Origin of the sequence: Planosporangium flavigriseum (assembly GCF_011947225.1) — a bacterium.
GTDB lineage: Bacteria > Actinomycetota > Actinomycetes > Mycobacteriales > Micromonosporaceae > Planosporangium > Planosporangium flavigriseum.
The window spans coordinates 167,320-181,157 of record NZ_JAATVW010000004.1 but is presented as its reverse complement, the minus strand read 5'-3'; the positions used below and the strand labels follow the sequence as shown (position 1 = coordinate 181,157).

Genomic DNA, 13,838 nt, shown 5'->3' with positions numbered 1-13,838 from the left:
ATGCCCGACTTCAGGCTCAGCGAGGAGCACGAGGCGCTGCGGCAGAGCGTGCGCGAGTTCGCCCGGGACGTGGTTGCGCCGGTCATCGGCGACTTTTACGAACGGCACGCTTTCCCGTACGAGATCGTCCGCCAGATGGGCAAGATGGGCCTGTTCGGCCTGCCGTTCGGAGCGGAGTACGGCGGGATGGGCGGCGACTACTTCGCCCTCTGCCTCGCCCTGGAGGAGTTGGCCCGGGTCGACTCCAGTGTGGCGATCACGCTCGAGGCGGCGATCTCGCTCGGCGCGATACCGATCTACCGGTTCGGCACTGAAGAACAGAAGCGCGAATGGCTGCCCCGGTTGGTCAGCGGGGAGAACCTCGCGGCGTTCGGCCTGACCGAGCCGGGCTTCGGCTCCGACGCGGGTGGCACGGCGACGAGGGCGCGCCTGGACGAGGCGACGAACGAGTGGGTCATCAACGGATCCAAGGCGTTCATCACCAACTCGGGCACCGACATCACCGCCCTCGTCACGGTCACCGCGGTGACAGGGGAGACACCCGACGGGCGCAAGGAGATCTCCGCGATCATCGTGCCGTCCGGTACACCGGGCTTCACCGTCGCGCCGGGCTACTCGAAGGTGGGCTGGTGCGCCTCCGACACCCACGAGTTGAACTTCGACGATGTACGGGTGCCCGCCGCCAACCTGCTCGGCCAGCGCGGCCGCGGCTTCGCGCAGTTCCTGCAGACCCTCGACGAGGGCCGTGTCGCGATCGCCGCGCTGTCGGTCGGGCTCGCGCAGGGCTGCGTCGACGAGTCGGTGAAGTACGCGAAGCAGCGGCACGCCTTCGGCCAGCCGATCGGCAACTTCCAGGCGATCCAGTTCAAGATCGCTGATATGGAGGCGAGGGCGCACACGGCCCGGCTGTCCTACTACGACGCCGCTTCGCGCCTGGCGGCCGGCGAGGACATCAAGCGGATCGCGGCGATCACGAAGCTGCACGCCAGCGAGGTGGCCGTCGCCAACGCCCGGGACGCCACCCAGATCCACGGCGGCTACGGGTTCATGAACGAGTTCCCGGTGGGCCGGTTCTGGCGTGACTCGAAGATCCTGGAGATCGGCGAGGGTACGTCCGAGGTCCAGCGGATGATCATCGCGAGGGAGCTGGGGCTGTAGCTCCTAGGTGACCCCGTAGTGCGATTGCACAAGCTCGCAAACTGTCGGATGTTTTTCTGCCTGGCCGTCATAACCCGGACGAAGTAGTTCGCGTACAGGGAGTATCTGCGTAGCCTTCCGAAACGTGGGCCCGGATCCAGCACCGACACCGGGGGGCGGTTTCGCCACTGTGCTGCGTGCTCACCGCCGAGCCGCCGGGCTGACGCAGGAGGAGCTCGCCACCCGCGCGGGCATCGGCGTTCGGACCGTCCGTGAGCTGGAACGGGGACGGGCGGTGCGGCCGCAGCGCGGCACGGTGGACCTCCTGGCCCGTGCGCTCGGACTGGCCGGCGCCGCGCGTACCCGCTTCGAGGAGACCGCTCGCGGCCGGCTGCGGGACCCGGAGACTGCTCCGCGGCGCGACGGGCCGGCTCCCCGTACGATCGCCCTGCCGCCACCGGCGCCGCTGGTAGGGCGGGACGACGACCTGAGCCACGTCGCCGGACTGCTCGCCGCCTACGACGTCGTGCTGCTGACCGGCCTCGCCGGGGTGGGTAAGACGTGCCTCGCCCTCGCCGTCGTGCACCACGTCGCCGACCGCTTCCCCGGCGGCGTGGCCGGCATCTCCGTCTCGGACGTGTCGGAGTCCGAGGACATCCTCGCAACGGTCGCTTCGGTGTTCGGCGTCGCGCGCGCCGTGGATCTCGCCGAGCGCTGCGCGGGGCAGCCCACGCTGCTGATGGTCGATGGCGCGGACCGGGCGCCCGCCGCGTGCGCTACCGCGCTCGCCTGGCTACGCGCGCATGCGCCGCGACTTCGGGTACTCGTGACGAGCCGGCAACCGGTGGCCGCGCCCGGGGCCGTCACCTGGCCGGTCTCGCCACTCGAGGCACCGCCGCGCGGATCAGCGTCCGACCTCACCGGGCTCTCCGCGTACCCGGCGGTGTCGTTGTTTCTGGAACGGCTGCGGAAGGTGCGCCGCCACCCGGTCGAGCCAGCCGAGGTGCCCGTGCTCGGCGAGCTGGTACGCCGACTGGGCGGCCTCCCGCTCGCCATCGAGCTGGCCGCCGCGCGGGGCCGGGTGCTCGCGCTGAGCGAGATCCTGGACAGGTACGGCCACCGGGTGCTCGATCTCGGCGAGCAGGGCCCCGACGGACAGAGTCTGCGCGACGCAGTCGCGGCGAGCTACCGGCTGCTCGACGCGAACGAGCGGTTGGCGCTGGAGTGGCTGACGGCGTTCGTCGGCCGGTGGTCGGTGGAGCTAGCCGAAGAGCTGCTCGATGGCGTGGTCGATGATGTCGAGGCGGTCCTCGACCGGCTCGTCGAGCTCGGCCTGGTGAGCGTACGGGCAACCGGTCCGCTGCGCTTCCGGCTGCTCGACGTCGTGCACGACTTCGTCATCGAGCGCTGTGCCGAAGCCGGTCACCTGGCCGAGGTGCGTACCCGGCACGCCCGGCTCTTCGCCCACCTCGCCGAAAGGACCGTCGGTGATCTGGCCGGACCGGCTATGGCGGCGGCCGTCTCCCTGCTCGATCACCTGCTCAGCGATCTGCAGGCGGCGCTGCACCATGCGGCGGACGCCGATCCGCCGACCGCGCTGGCGCTGGCCGGTGCCCTCACCCGGTGGTGGCGTTTCCGCGGCCGTGATGCCGAGGGGCGGGCCTGGCTGCGTCGACTGCTCGCCGACCCGCGTAGCACCGGAGCGGACCCGGCGGTACGGGCCCGGGCTCAGCTCGGTGCCGCGACGCTCGCTCTCACGCACGGCGAAGGGCTTGCGGAGTTGGCCGGGGCGCGGCGTGCCCTCGAGACGTTCACCGGGCTCGGTGACACGGACGGGGAGTTAGCGGCGCACGACTGTCTGAGTGCGCTGTGGCAGGCGATCGGTGGGTACGACGACGCGCGCCGGCACGCTGACGCGATGCTCGACCTGGCGCAGCGTACGGGCCGTGCCCGCGAGGTTCTGATCGCCGAGCACAACCTGACCTGGCATGAGATCCGAGTCGGTGAGCTCGCCGCGGCCAGTCGGCGCCTGGAGCGGGTGGCCCGGCAGGCCGGCGCCGATACCCGGCTGGAAGCCGTGGCGCTGGCCGACCTGGCGGAGGTGGCCCGGTTGGACGGCCGGTACGACGCCGCCGTGGAGACCGGCCGCCGCGCGGTGGTCCTGCTGGCGGGGGTCGGCGATCCCGGCCACCTGGTGCGTGCCCAGGGGACGGTGGGGTTGGCGTTGGCGGAGGCGGGAGCCGCGTACGAGGCGGACGCGATCCTGGCGGCGTTCGCCGACGTCGAGCAGGCCGAGGGCGTACGCGCGATGATCGGCGGCTATCTGGCGCTGGCGCGCGGTGAACGGACGGACGCGGTGAAGCTCTTTGAGGCGGCGGCCGTGGCTCTGTTCGGTCACCGCGATGCCCGGGACGTGGTGGAGGCCCTCGTCGGGGTGGCGGCCGGCACAGACGATCCGGCCGAGCGGCAATCGGTACTGGCTCAGCTCGCTGAGGTGTGCCGGGGCGGCGGCCTGGTCCTGCTGCCGCGCGACCTGGCTCTGCTGGGTCGTTAGCCGCACGTGCCCTGCGGGGGCGGGGCGGCACGGACGAAGGCCCCCCAACGGCCCCACCTCTTCGCCCGTGCCGGGCCCCTGTTACTGCCTCCCGGCAGGGGAGATTACTCAGTGGTCCCGTGGGATTACTCCCGTTTGGGTGCTTGGTCCGACTCTCAGCACGAGTCCTGCCGGTACTTCTGCCGGTATTGCCTACGGCTACCCGTCCGGTATTGCCTACGGCTACCGGGCCGCGCACTCACTGGCGGTCCGCGCCGCCCCCGAGGTGGCCTCCGGGCGTACCGCGTCACGTACGACGCGTAGCGCGTCGAGCATCTGCGCCAGCTGGTCCGGCGCGAGCAGGCCGGTGAACCAGTGCTCGATCAGTTCGAGATGGCCCGGCAGCACCTCTGCCATCCGGGCCCGCCCGGCGTCGGTGAGTACCGCGAAGGAGCTGCGCCGGTCGGTCGGGCAGGCCTGCCGGCAAACCAGCCCGGTGCGCTCCAGTCGATCAACGACGCGGGTGATGCCGCTCGTGGTCAGCTGGGTCTGTGCGGCGAGGTCGGTCATCCGCAGTTGGCTCTGCGGGGAGCGGGCCAACCGGATCAGCACCTCGAACTCGACGAGTGATATGCCGTGGCGGGCCAGTTGCTCCGACGCGCGGGCGGTCAGCCCGGTGAACGCCTCGGTGAAGAGGCCCATGGCTGTGATTCGAGCGTCGTCGAACGGGTGCTGGGTCACGTAAACACCTTACCAGTAGGTACTTGACATGAGGAATATTGTTAGCGATATAGTTGTCGAGTCAAATAACGCCACCACCCCTACCTGGGAGGCCCTTGATGTCCGCATCCGCCACCACTCGTAACTTCGCTGGCCTCACGATCCCGACGGCCGGCACCTTCGCGCTCGACCCGACGCACACCCGGGTCGGCTTCGTGGCCCGCCATCTCATGGTGAGCAAGGTACGCGGTAACTTCACGGAGGTCAGCGGCGAAATCACCGTGGCGGAGGACCCGCTGGCCTCGTCGGTCACCGTGCGCATCCCCGCCGCGAGCATCGACACCCGCGTCGCCGACCGTGACGCCCACCTGCGTAGCGGCGACTTCCTGGATGTGGAGACGTTCCCGGAGCTGACGTTCCGCAGCACCCGCGTGCTCCAGCCGTCCGGCGACCGGTTCCAGCTCGTCGGCGAGCTGACCATCCGCGACGTCACCCGCGAGGTCACCCTCGACGTCGAGTTCGAAGGCGTCGCGGTCAGCCCGTGGGGCCAGGAGGTCATCGGCTTCAATGCGAGCACCGAGATCGACCGCGAGGAGTTCGGCATGACCTGGAACCAGGCCCTTGAGGCCGGCGGCGTGCTGGTCGGCAAGAAGGTGAAGATCGAGATCGAGGCCGAGGCGATCCGGCAGGCCTGATCCGCCTGCCACCCGATCGGTGGTTTTCGTTTAGTGAAGCCGCGGGCACCCAGCGTGGTGCCCGCGGCTTCGCGTACCTGTTGAGAGCGTCGAACTGTACGCACCCTGCCGCTCACCCTGCGCTGAACGGGGTCCGGTTTGCCCCTAGCGGTACCGGCGGACGCGCTCATACGGTTGAAGTTCGAGGACACGGGCAGGGGTGGATTCGTCGATGGGCAAAGACGTTTCGCTGGCTTCCTTCAGCCGCGAAGACCGAGCGCGCTATCGGCGGAAGGTCCGGAGATGCCTGGATGTCTTCGCGCTGATGCTCAACGACTTCCGCTTCGACGCCGATCGCCCGACCACCGGGCTGGAGATCGAGCTCAATCTCATCGACGGTGAGGCCATGCCGGCGATGCGCAACGCGGAGGTCCTCGCCGACCTGGCCGATTCGTCGTTCCAGACCGAACTCGGGCAGTTCAACCTGGAGATCAACGTCCGGCCGCGGCTGATCGCGGGGCACGGGTTCGACGAGTACGAGCGGGACGTGTCGGCAAGCCTCGCCCACGCCGACGAGCGGGCACACAAGCACGACGCCCAGCTCGTCCTCATCGGCATTCTGCCGACGCTTACCCAGGCGCACACCGTCCTTGACAACATCTCGGCCAATCCCAGGTACCGGCTGCTCAACGAGCAGATCGTCACCGCCCGGGGAGAGGCGATGGCCCTCGACATCCAAGGGGCCGAGCGGCTGCAGGCGTCCAACGACTCGATCGTGCCGGAGGCGGCGTGCACCAGCGTGCAGTTCCACCTGCAGGTCGCCCCGGAGGACTTCGCCTGTTACTGGAACGCCTCCCAGGCGATCGCCGGAATCCAGGTCGCCGTCGGCGCCAACTCGCCGTACTTCTTCGGGCATCAGTTGTGGTCCGAGACCCGGATCGCCCTGTTCGAGCAGGCCACCGACACCCGGCCGGACGAGCTCAAGGCACAAGGAGTGCGGCCGCGGGTCTGGTTCGGCGAACGGTGGATCACTTCGATCTTCGACCTGTTCGAGGAGAACGTCCGGTACTTCCCGCCGCTGCTGCCGATCACCGAGACGGAGGACCCGGTCGAGGTGCTCAACAGTGGCGGCGTTCCGCGCCTGGGTGAGCTTCGGCTGCACAACGGCACGGTCTACCGCTGGAACCGCCCGGTGTACGACGTCATGAACGGCCGGCCGCATCTGCGGGTGGAGAACCGGGTGCTGCCCTCGGGGCCGACCGTGGTCGACATGCTTGCCAACGCCGCGTTCTATTTCGGGCTCGTACGCGAACTCGCCGAGGCCGATCGTCCGGTGTGGACTCAGCTGACGTTCTCGGCCGCCGAGCAGAACTTCCACACCGCGGCCCGCGACGGCATCGAATCGACCGTGTGGTGGCCGCGGCTCGGCGAGACCCGCATCACCGACCTCGTCCTCGAAAAGCTGCTGCCGAAGGCGTACGACGGCCTCGACCGCTTCGGGGTCGACCCGGTCACCCGAGACCGCCTTCTCGGCATCATCGAGGGGCGCTGCGTGAGCCGGCGCAACGGATCGGTCTGGCAGACCGAGACCGTGCGGGCCCTGGAGCGGGAGCGACATCTGGACCGGCCGTCGGCGCTGCGCGAGATGCTGCGGCGCTACAGCACCTACCTCGCCGACAACGAGCCGGTGCACACCTGGCCGCTCGGCTGAGGGGTCAAGACACGCCGGGTCCGCGCCGCTTTCGCTGCTTCGGCACGACCGGAGGCGCCGGCCGGGTGGCGGTCGGCTGGGCGGCGGTCGGCCGGGTGGCGGTCGGCCGGGTGGCGGTCGGCCGGGTGGCGGTCGGCCGGGTGGCGGTCGGCTGGGTGGCGGTCGGTGAGAGATCCGGCCGCGCCGATGTGTCGGTGGCGAGCGTACGCGTCCACTCGGTCAGGTCGGCCTCACCGGAGGTGGCCGTCGGGCCGCCGGTGGCCGGCGTGGTGTCGCCGACCGCGGGCCGGACCTGTTCGCCCGCGTCGCGTGGGCGTCGCGGACGCAGCGGACCGAGCACCGCCACGAACACTGACCCCGCGAGCCCCGCGACCACCGCGTACGGGGCGAACAGGTACGCCGACAACTGCTCGGCCCGTACGGCCGGCTTCGGGGCGGCGAGGAAATAGGCCGCGGCCACCAGCAGCGGGCCGAAGGTGCCCGAGACGGCGATGCACAACCGGTTGTCGCCGCGTCGGTCCCCGATCAGTGCGGCGAACACACCGACCAGCAGGGCGCCGCCGAGCATCAGGAACGCGCCGGGAAGGTGAAGCGTCTCGCGGAACCAGCCCCGGTCGGTGAACTGCCACGCCGCGAGTTGCGCGGTGCCGACGATCCGGTTGGCGCGTACCGCGTCGACGACCGCGACCACCGCGACGATCCACACCCACGCGGTCGAGGCCATGATGTTGGTCGCGACGACCCGGAAGTTCACCGCCACAACCGCGATCACGAGCCCGACGATCACCCCGACCACGGTGTACGCCCCGGCGGTCACCTCCGGCTGGAACGTGTCCACACGTTGCGCGGCGCGAGCCGGCAGCATCACCAGTGGAACGGTTATCAGGGCGCCGATCGCCGCGGCGAGCGCCAGTGCCGTCCGTGAGACCACGTCCACCGCCCGGCTCCGCGATTCGCGGGACAGCAGGCTGCCCGCGAAGGCCGCGCCGAGCACGGTCGAGGTCGCGGCGATCCATACAGCCCAGGTGAGAGCGGACAGCCAGAGGCTCTCGCCGGTCGCGTCGCGTACCGGCTGCCAGTCGATGACGCCCAACCCGTACGCGAGTCCGAACTGCGCCGAACCGGCGCCGGCCGCGACGCCGGCCCCGGTCACCGTCGAGTAAACCCATCCGCGCGCAGCCATGCCGCGCAGCGTACGCCCCGGCCACTGGTACGGGCGAGCCCCGCTGCGGGGAGCAGTCAAGTGTGCACCGCACGGTGATCTCTGATGAGATGGGTCTATGTCCGATGTGCGCGGCCGGGCCAGCGAGGGCCGAGACGATGCCACCGAGCGGATACCCGACGGCATCGAGGCCACCCGAGCGATGCCGGTCGATGACGATGCGACGCAACAGGTGACGCCGCAGGTGTGGGCGGCCCGAGCGGCGGTGCCGGTGCCTGATCCGGCCCTGACGCAGCAGTGGCAGGAGGAGGTCGACGGGGAATACGCGGACCGCGCCTGGCTGCGTCCGGTGATGGTCGCCGTGGTCTTGCTGATCCTGCTCGGGATTCTGGGTACCGGACTGTGGCTGATCTTCAGTGGTTCCGGCGGGGGTCCGGCGCCCTCGCCGTCCATCAGCGCGACACCGTCCGTGACTCCCACGCCGTCCGTGACTCCCACGCCGTCCGAGACCCCGCCGGCTACCGCGACTCCGACGACGGCCGCCGCACAGGTGCCCGTACCCGATCTGGTTGGGCAGAGCGAGGCCACGGCCAGGCGGCAGTTGACCGGAGTGGGGCTGTCCGCCGCCGTGTCTCGGCGCGCCGTCAGCGGTGTGGATCCCGGGACGGTACTGGCCACTGAACCCGGAGCCGGGGCGCTGGTCGAGCCGGGCACCCGGGTGACATTGGTCGTGGCCGCGGCGTCGGCGCCGGCACCGACGACACCGGCACGCTCGTCACCGCCGCGATCCAGGCCGCCGATCTCGCCGCAGCCGACTGACTGACTGACTCGACCGGGATGGGGCTTTGCTACGGCTAGCCGACGGAGGCGCGTGAGCGCATGTTGGCGGTCGGGCTCACGTTCGCGCGCTGGAGGCCGTTGAGCTGCACGAAGATTGACCTACGCTCCACGGCGTCGCCGGCAGTGTTCAACTGGTAGCCGTCCAACCAGGCCCAGCCGTCGTAGGTCGGCCAGTCGTGGACGCGGATCACCCGGAAGAGCATTGGCTCGATGAACTGCACGCTCGCCGCCTTCGTCACGCGCAGTACGTCTCCGGCCCTGGGTAGCATGCCGACTCCTGTCCTCTGCCTGGTTGGTCCGGCCGGCGGCGCGTGGCGCCACGCGGCGTCTGGCGCTCGTACGGTGACGAGCCGACGCGTCCCCGAACACGTCCTTGCAGTACCGGAGCCACCGGTCACCCGTGGGTGTCCGCTGCGCGTGGCTCCCGGTCGTTATGCCGGCTTGGGATCACCGCATCACCCGGGAGTGACTGCCAATCGCAGCAGCACTTTCGCCCGGACGTGATGAACGGTGAGTAACCCGCACCGCACCCACAGGTTGCACTACAACCTTGACCAATGCAAGTTGCAGATAGACCGTTGCACTGGGTGAATGCGGGGCGATCGTCGGACGCCTTCGGTGCCCCGGACGGTAATAGAGTCAGGTACAGCGATACGAGGATTCGCTGCCCGACAGAGGAGCCGCAGTGGAGATAGAGGCCAAGGGTCTGCGCGTGAACCTCGACGGCGCGCAGTGGCACAGCAGCGATCACGGCGGGCCGCGCTCGGAGAACTGCGTCGAGGTGGCGTTCGTGGACGGCGGCATCGCCGTTCGTCAGTCCAACAACCCGGACGGTCCGGTATTGCTGTTCACCCGGGGCGAGTGGGACGCCTTCGTCGAGGGCGCAAAGGACGGCGAATTCGACCTATAACCGACTTCTGCTTTCAAAACCCGACCGAAGGGCTGACGTCCCCGGTCCGAGATCTTCGTTGTGCAAGATGGTCCGGCGTGTGCCGGGGCCAGGACGCTCGCGCGGCGTACCACGCGAGCGGCCGACGGAGACCGGAGACAGGTGACGTGCGATGACGACAAGCCCGGAAAACTACAGCAACGGTTCGGTGAACCCCGACTTCACGTCGCAGCTGAGCGCGTACCGTCCGGCGCGCCGGGACAGCGCCGTACTGCCGCACGCGAACGGCGAAGACCTCGCTCGTCGCAACGGTTCCACGCCGACGACCGACCGCGGGAACGGTGGCCTGGAACCGACGGGCTCGATCGCCTCATCGTTCCGGACGCCTGAGCTCGTCGAGCCGAAGCTGGACGAGTCCATCTTCAGTCTCGACAAGTGGAAGGACACGGTCAGCGGCGAGTCGCTCACTGACCACCCGCTGCTGCGCGGACTGCTCATGGAGTTGCCGCCGAAGGGCAGCACGCCTCCCCAGGAGTGGCTGGACCGCTGGTTCGAGGCCGCGCGCTCCATCCTGGAACTGCTGTACGCCCAGCACGCCGGCCGGCGCTGACGCCCGCATCCGGTGCCGTATAACCCTTTACGGCACCCTCGCCGGCATCACCCGACAGTGGGCTTTCGCGGCCGAGCGGCCACTGTGGACGTATGACCTGATTACGCACCGTGTGGATAACCGCATGTGCCGCCGTCGGTCCAGACGACTGATCGCCGCCTGGCGGCAGCGCCACGTCGAGATCTGTTCCCGCCGCGGTGGACGTGCGTATTGCCTGCTACTCAACGTGATCGTCAAGGCGTGACCCGGCCGCTGGAATGTCATCTGATCTACGAAACGAAATATCTATTCATGTAAAAGGTTTGCCAATACCCTCTTCCCAACCGGACCGGCTCCGCTGCGGCGACCGCACAACTTGAGCGGGTCGGTCCACCAGAGGGAGGAGTGGGAGATGAGGCTCCCAGACACAGCGAGGCCAAGCCCCCGAGAAACAGGTTTGGGTCGTCGGGCGGCGCTGCTCGGTCTCGCTACCGTTGCCGCCACCGCCGCGGCCCTGACCACAGGAGGGGCCGCGGTCGCGGCCCCACTGGCCGAGGGCATCATCCGCGACGCGGGCACCGTCACTGTGGTACCCAACAGCTACGTGGTCGTCCTCAAGGACGCGGTCGCGCAGACCCGAGGCGTCGACGCACCGGCGCGCGACCTGTCCAAGAGATTCGGCGGCATACTGGGGCACACCTACCGCAGCGCCGTGCGTGGCTTCGCGGTCAAGGGCATGAGCGAAACGCAGGCCCGCAAGCTCGCCGCCGATCCGGCCGTCGCCTACGTGCAGAAGGACGGCGTCTTCCGGATCCAGGGCACCCAGGCCTCGCCGCCGTCGTGGGGCCTGGACCGGATCGACCAGCGCAACCTGCCGCTGGACAACAGCTACACGTACCCGACGACGGCGTCGAACGTGCACGCGTACATCATCGACACCGGAATCCGGGCCACCCACAGCGACCTCGGCGGCCGGGTGGGGACGGGCTTCGACGCCGTCACCAGCGGCGGTACCGCCAACGACTGCAACGGCCACGGCACGCACGTCGCCGGCACCGTCGGCGGTAACGCGTACGGCGTCGCCAAGGGCGTCGCGCTGGTGCCCGTACGCGTACTCGACTGCAACGGCAGCGGCACCACCTCGGGCGTCGTCGCCGGTATCGACTGGGTGACCGCCAACGCGATCAAGCCGGCCGTGGCCAACATGAGCCTGGGCGGCGGCGTGGACGCGACCCTCGACTCCGCCGTTCAACGGTCGATCGCGTCCGGTGTGACGTACGGTGTCGCCGCGGGTAACGGCAACATCCTGGGCATCGCCCAGGACGCCTGCGCCGCCTCGCCCGCGCGCGTGCCCGAGGCGATCACGGTGGGGGCGACCGACAACACCGACAAGAAGGCGTCGTGGTCCAACTACGGCACCTGTCTGGACATCTTCGCGCCGGGCGTCAACATCACCTCCTCCTGGAACACGAACGACACCGCGACGAACACGATCAGTGGCACGTCGATGGCGACCCCGCACGTCGTGGGTGCCGCCGCCCTGGTGCTGTCCGCCAACCCCACCTACACCCCGGCGCAGGTACGCGACACGCTGGTCAACAACGCCACGCCGAACGTCGTCACCAGCCCGGGCACCGGCTCGCCGAACCGGTTGCTGTTCGTCGGCAGCGGAAGCACGCCGCCTCCGCCACCGCCGCCCGCAGGGTGCTCGGGTACCAACGGCACGGATGCCCAGATCCCGGATGCCGGCCCGGCGGTGACCAGCTCGATCACCATCTCCGGCTGTGCCCGTAACGCGTCGGCGACGTCGAAGGTGGAGGTGCACATCAAGCACACCTACCGCGGTGACCTGCGCATCGACCTGGTGGCGCCGGACGGCACGTCGTACCGGTTGAAGACCGAAAGCTATGACAGCGCCGACAACGTCGACACCACCTACACCGTCAACCTCTCGGTCAAGGCCGCCGACGGCACCTGGAAGCTGAAGGTGCAGGACAGGTACGCGGCCGACAGCGGGTACATCGACGCGTGGACCCTCACGGTCTGACCGCTCGCTGACTCACTCCGTCATCAGGGAGAGTTTGGGTTGTGACAACGACTCGAACTCTCCCTGATCCCGTTCACGCGCCAAAGATCGAGCTGCACGTCCACCTCGAGGGCACGATCCGCCCTGCGACGCTGCTCGACATCGCCCGGCGCAACAACCTGCCGCTGCCAGCTGACACGGTCGAGGGCCTGGGCGCCCTCTACGAGTTCACCGACTTCAAGCACTTCATCGAGGTCTGGGTCCTCACCACCAACTGCCTGCGCACTGCCGAGGACTTCCGCGAGGTCGTCGTCAACTACGCGGCCGAGGCGGCGTCCTTCGGCGCCGTGTACCTGGAGGGGATCTTCTCGCCCGCCGAGCGCGTACAGCGGGGCCTGGACTGGGACGAGATCTTCACCGGGTACGTCGAGGGCGCGGTCGAAGCGCGCGAGCGGTACGGCGTGGAGATCCGGTTCACCCCGGACATGTACCGCACCCTCGACCTCGACCTCGCCGAGGCGTGCGCGCGGACGGCAGTGCGCTACCGCGACCGGGGCATCGTCGGCCTGGGGCTGGGCGGGATGGAGACGGCCACGCCGGCGTCCACGTACCGCCGGGCTTTCGAGATCGCCCGCGATGGCGGCTTGGCGGTGGTACCGCACGCCGGTGAGAGCGCGGGACCCGAGTCGATCCGGGAGGTCATGGAGCTGGGGGCGGCCCGCATCCGGCACGGGATCCGCGCGGTCGAGGATCCGGCCCTGATGAAGGAGATCGCCGACCGGGGCCTCGTGCTCGACGTGTGCCCAACATCAAACCTGCGTACCCGGGTCGTGCCGAGCCTGGCCGAGCACCCGCTGCCGCTACTACGCCAGGCGGGGATCCGCTGCACCATCAACACCGACGACCCTGCGATGTTCGGCACAGATCTCGGCCATGAGTACGAGGTGGCCGCGCAGTTGGGGGTGTCGCCGGCCGAGGCGTACGCGGCCGGGGTCGCCGGGGCGCTGTGCGATGAGGCGACTCGTGCCCGATTGCGCCAATTGGGCAGCCTGTCTATCGGCTGAACGGCCGGTCGCGCCTAGACAGAAGTGAACCTTACGGCTGGCTGGAAAGTCCGATCATGCCGCCGAGCGGCGCTCATCGTTGATGGTCGGTTGACAGAACACCGGCCTACTCTTGCTTCCGTTTGGTTTTGTCCCACAAAGGCGGCTTCATGGATGTGACGACAAGTTATGCGGTTTTGAGCGGCGTCGGAATGCTGGCCTTCAGCATCGGCGCCTTTGGTGTGCTCGACGCGTACCACAAGCGCAACGCACACCAGAAGCGGGTCGATTGGCTGATCAGCCTGTATGTCGTCGGCGTGCTGCTCACCGTGGTCGGGTTCGTTCTCTATGGCCGCTGGTGGATGGCGGCGCCGTTCGCGCTCCTGCTGCTCCCGGCCGACCGTGCCATGCGCATGCGCCTTGAGATCCGCCAGCGCCGCGCGCACCTGAAGCGCCTCAAGGGCTCTGAAGAGCAGTAGAAGCTTGTCGATCTTGGACACCGGTCGGTGTCCAA

13 protein-coding genes are annotated in these 13,838 nt (G+C 69.2%); 10 read left to right on the top strand and 3 right to left on the bottom strand.

Going from position 1 to position 13,838, the window contains the following annotated elements:
• The gene (locus HC028_RS07925; RefSeq protein WP_168074655.1) at positions 1-1,158 is read left to right on the top strand and encodes an acyl-CoA dehydrogenase family protein; all 1,158 of its coding nucleotides are present in this window, start codon (positions 1-3) and stop codon (positions 1,156-1,158) included.
• Between the two features lie 169 nt (positions 1,159-1,327).
• Entirely contained in the window at positions 1,328-3,691 is a 2,364-nt protein-coding gene (locus HC028_RS07920; RefSeq protein WP_168074653.1) for an ATP-binding protein, read from the top strand.
• A gap of 222 nt (positions 3,692-3,913) precedes the next feature.
• Here HC028_RS07920 and HC028_RS07915 read toward each other — a convergent pair whose 3' ends face one another.
• Positions 3,914-4,372: a MarR family winged helix-turn-helix transcriptional regulator gene (locus HC028_RS07915; RefSeq protein ID WP_205861220.1), complete on the bottom strand. Its 459-nt coding sequence runs from the start codon at positions 4,370-4,372 to the stop codon at positions 3,914-3,916.
• A 137-nt stretch (positions 4,373-4,509) separates the two neighbouring features.
• Between HC028_RS07915 and HC028_RS07910 the strand changes: the two genes are divergently transcribed.
• Positions 4,510-5,085 carry a YceI family protein gene (locus HC028_RS07910; protein WP_168074650.1) on the top strand — a complete coding sequence of 192 codons (576 nt, stop codon included), beginning with the start codon at positions 4,510-4,512 and terminating at the stop codon, positions 5,083-5,085.
• 211 nt (positions 5,086-5,296) lie between these two features.
• Positions 5,297-6,775, top strand: coding sequence for a glutamate-cysteine ligase family protein (locus HC028_RS07905; protein WP_168074648.1), 1,479 nt, complete (start codon positions 5,297-5,299; stop codon positions 6,773-6,775).
• Between the two features lie 4 nt (positions 6,776-6,779).
• Here HC028_RS07905 and HC028_RS26990 read toward each other — a convergent pair whose 3' ends face one another.
• Entirely contained in the window at positions 6,780-7,958 is a 1,179-nt protein-coding gene (locus tag HC028_RS26990; protein WP_203981140.1) for a hypothetical protein, read from the bottom strand.
• A 97-nt stretch (positions 7,959-8,055) separates the two neighbouring features.
• Between HC028_RS26990 and HC028_RS07895 the strand changes: the two genes are divergently transcribed.
• Positions 8,056-8,760 (top strand): PASTA domain-containing protein, encoded by a 705-nt coding sequence (locus HC028_RS07895; RefSeq protein WP_168074646.1) that lies wholly within the window; start codon positions 8,056-8,058, stop codon positions 8,758-8,760.
• A gap of 31 nt (positions 8,761-8,791) precedes the next feature.
• On the opposite strand, the gene HC028_RS07890 is transcribed toward HC028_RS07895, so the two are convergent.
• Positions 8,792-9,046, bottom strand: a complete 255-nt coding sequence (locus tag HC028_RS07890) for a hypothetical protein (protein WP_168074636.1) — start codon at positions 9,044-9,046, stop codon at positions 8,792-8,794.
• A gap of 416 nt (positions 9,047-9,462) precedes the next feature.
• Between HC028_RS07890 and HC028_RS07885 the strand changes: the two genes are divergently transcribed.
• The 5 genes from HC028_RS07885 (at position 9,463) to HC028_RS07865 (ending at position 13,803) form a co-directional block, all read left to right on the top strand.
• A complete protein-coding gene (locus HC028_RS07885; RefSeq protein WP_168074634.1) occupies positions 9,463-9,687 on the top strand; it encodes a DUF397 domain-containing protein in 225 nt (74 codons plus the stop codon).
• A 151-nt stretch (positions 9,688-9,838) separates the two neighbouring features.
• Complete coding sequence (locus HC028_RS07880) at positions 9,839-10,276, top strand: hypothetical protein (protein ID WP_168074632.1); 438 nt, start codon at positions 9,839-9,841, stop codon at positions 10,274-10,276.
• Positions 10,277-10,667: 391 nt separating this feature from the next.
• A complete protein-coding gene (locus HC028_RS07875; protein ID WP_168074630.1) occupies positions 10,668-12,302 on the top strand; it encodes a S8 family peptidase in 1,635 nt (544 codons plus the stop codon).
• 41 nt (positions 12,303-12,343) lie between these two features.
• Positions 12,344-13,345 carry an adenosine deaminase gene (gene add / locus HC028_RS07870; RefSeq protein WP_168074628.1) on the top strand — a complete coding sequence of 334 codons (1,002 nt, stop codon included), beginning with the start codon at positions 12,344-12,346 and terminating at the stop codon, positions 13,343-13,345.
• Positions 13,346-13,494: 149 nt separating this feature from the next.
• The gene (locus HC028_RS07865) at positions 13,495-13,803 is read left to right on the top strand and encodes a hypothetical protein (RefSeq protein WP_168074626.1); all 309 of its coding nucleotides are present in this window, start codon (positions 13,495-13,497) and stop codon (positions 13,801-13,803) included.
• Positions 13,804-13,838: the final 35 nt, after the last annotated feature.

Bases quoted from the DNA above. Each gene is read 5' to 3' on its own strand.
- HC028_RS07925 (WP_168074655.1), top strand. From the start codon at position 1: ATGCCCGACTTCAGGCTCAGCGAGGAGCACGAGGCGCTGCGGCAGAGC.
- HC028_RS07915 (WP_205861220.1), bottom strand. From the start codon at position 4,372: ATGGGCCTCTTCACCGAGGCGTTCACCGGGCTGACCGCCCGCGCGTCG.
- HC028_RS07910 (WP_168074650.1), top strand. From the start codon at position 4,510: ATGTCCGCATCCGCCACCACTCGTAACTTCGCTGGCCTCACGATCCCG.
- HC028_RS07905 (WP_168074648.1), top strand. From the start codon at position 5,297: ATGGGCAAAGACGTTTCGCTGGCTTCCTTCAGCCGCGAAGACCGAGCG.
- HC028_RS26990 (WP_203981140.1), bottom strand. From the start codon at position 7,958: ATGGCTGCGCGCGGATGGGTTTACTCGACGGTGACCGGGGCCGGCGTC.
- HC028_RS07895 (WP_168074646.1), top strand. From the start codon at position 8,056: ATGTCCGATGTGCGCGGCCGGGCCAGCGAGGGCCGAGACGATGCCACC.
- HC028_RS07890 (WP_168074636.1), bottom strand. From the start codon at position 9,046: ATGCTACCCAGGGCCGGAGACGTACTGCGCGTGACGAAGGCGGCGAGC.
- HC028_RS07880 (WP_168074632.1), top strand. From the start codon at position 9,839: ATGACGACAAGCCCGGAAAACTACAGCAACGGTTCGGTGAACCCCGAC.
- HC028_RS07875 (WP_168074630.1), top strand. From the start codon at position 10,668: ATGAGGCTCCCAGACACAGCGAGGCCAAGCCCCCGAGAAACAGGTTTG.
- HC028_RS07865 (WP_168074626.1), top strand. From the start codon at position 13,495: ATGGATGTGACGACAAGTTATGCGGTTTTGAGCGGCGTCGGAATGCTG.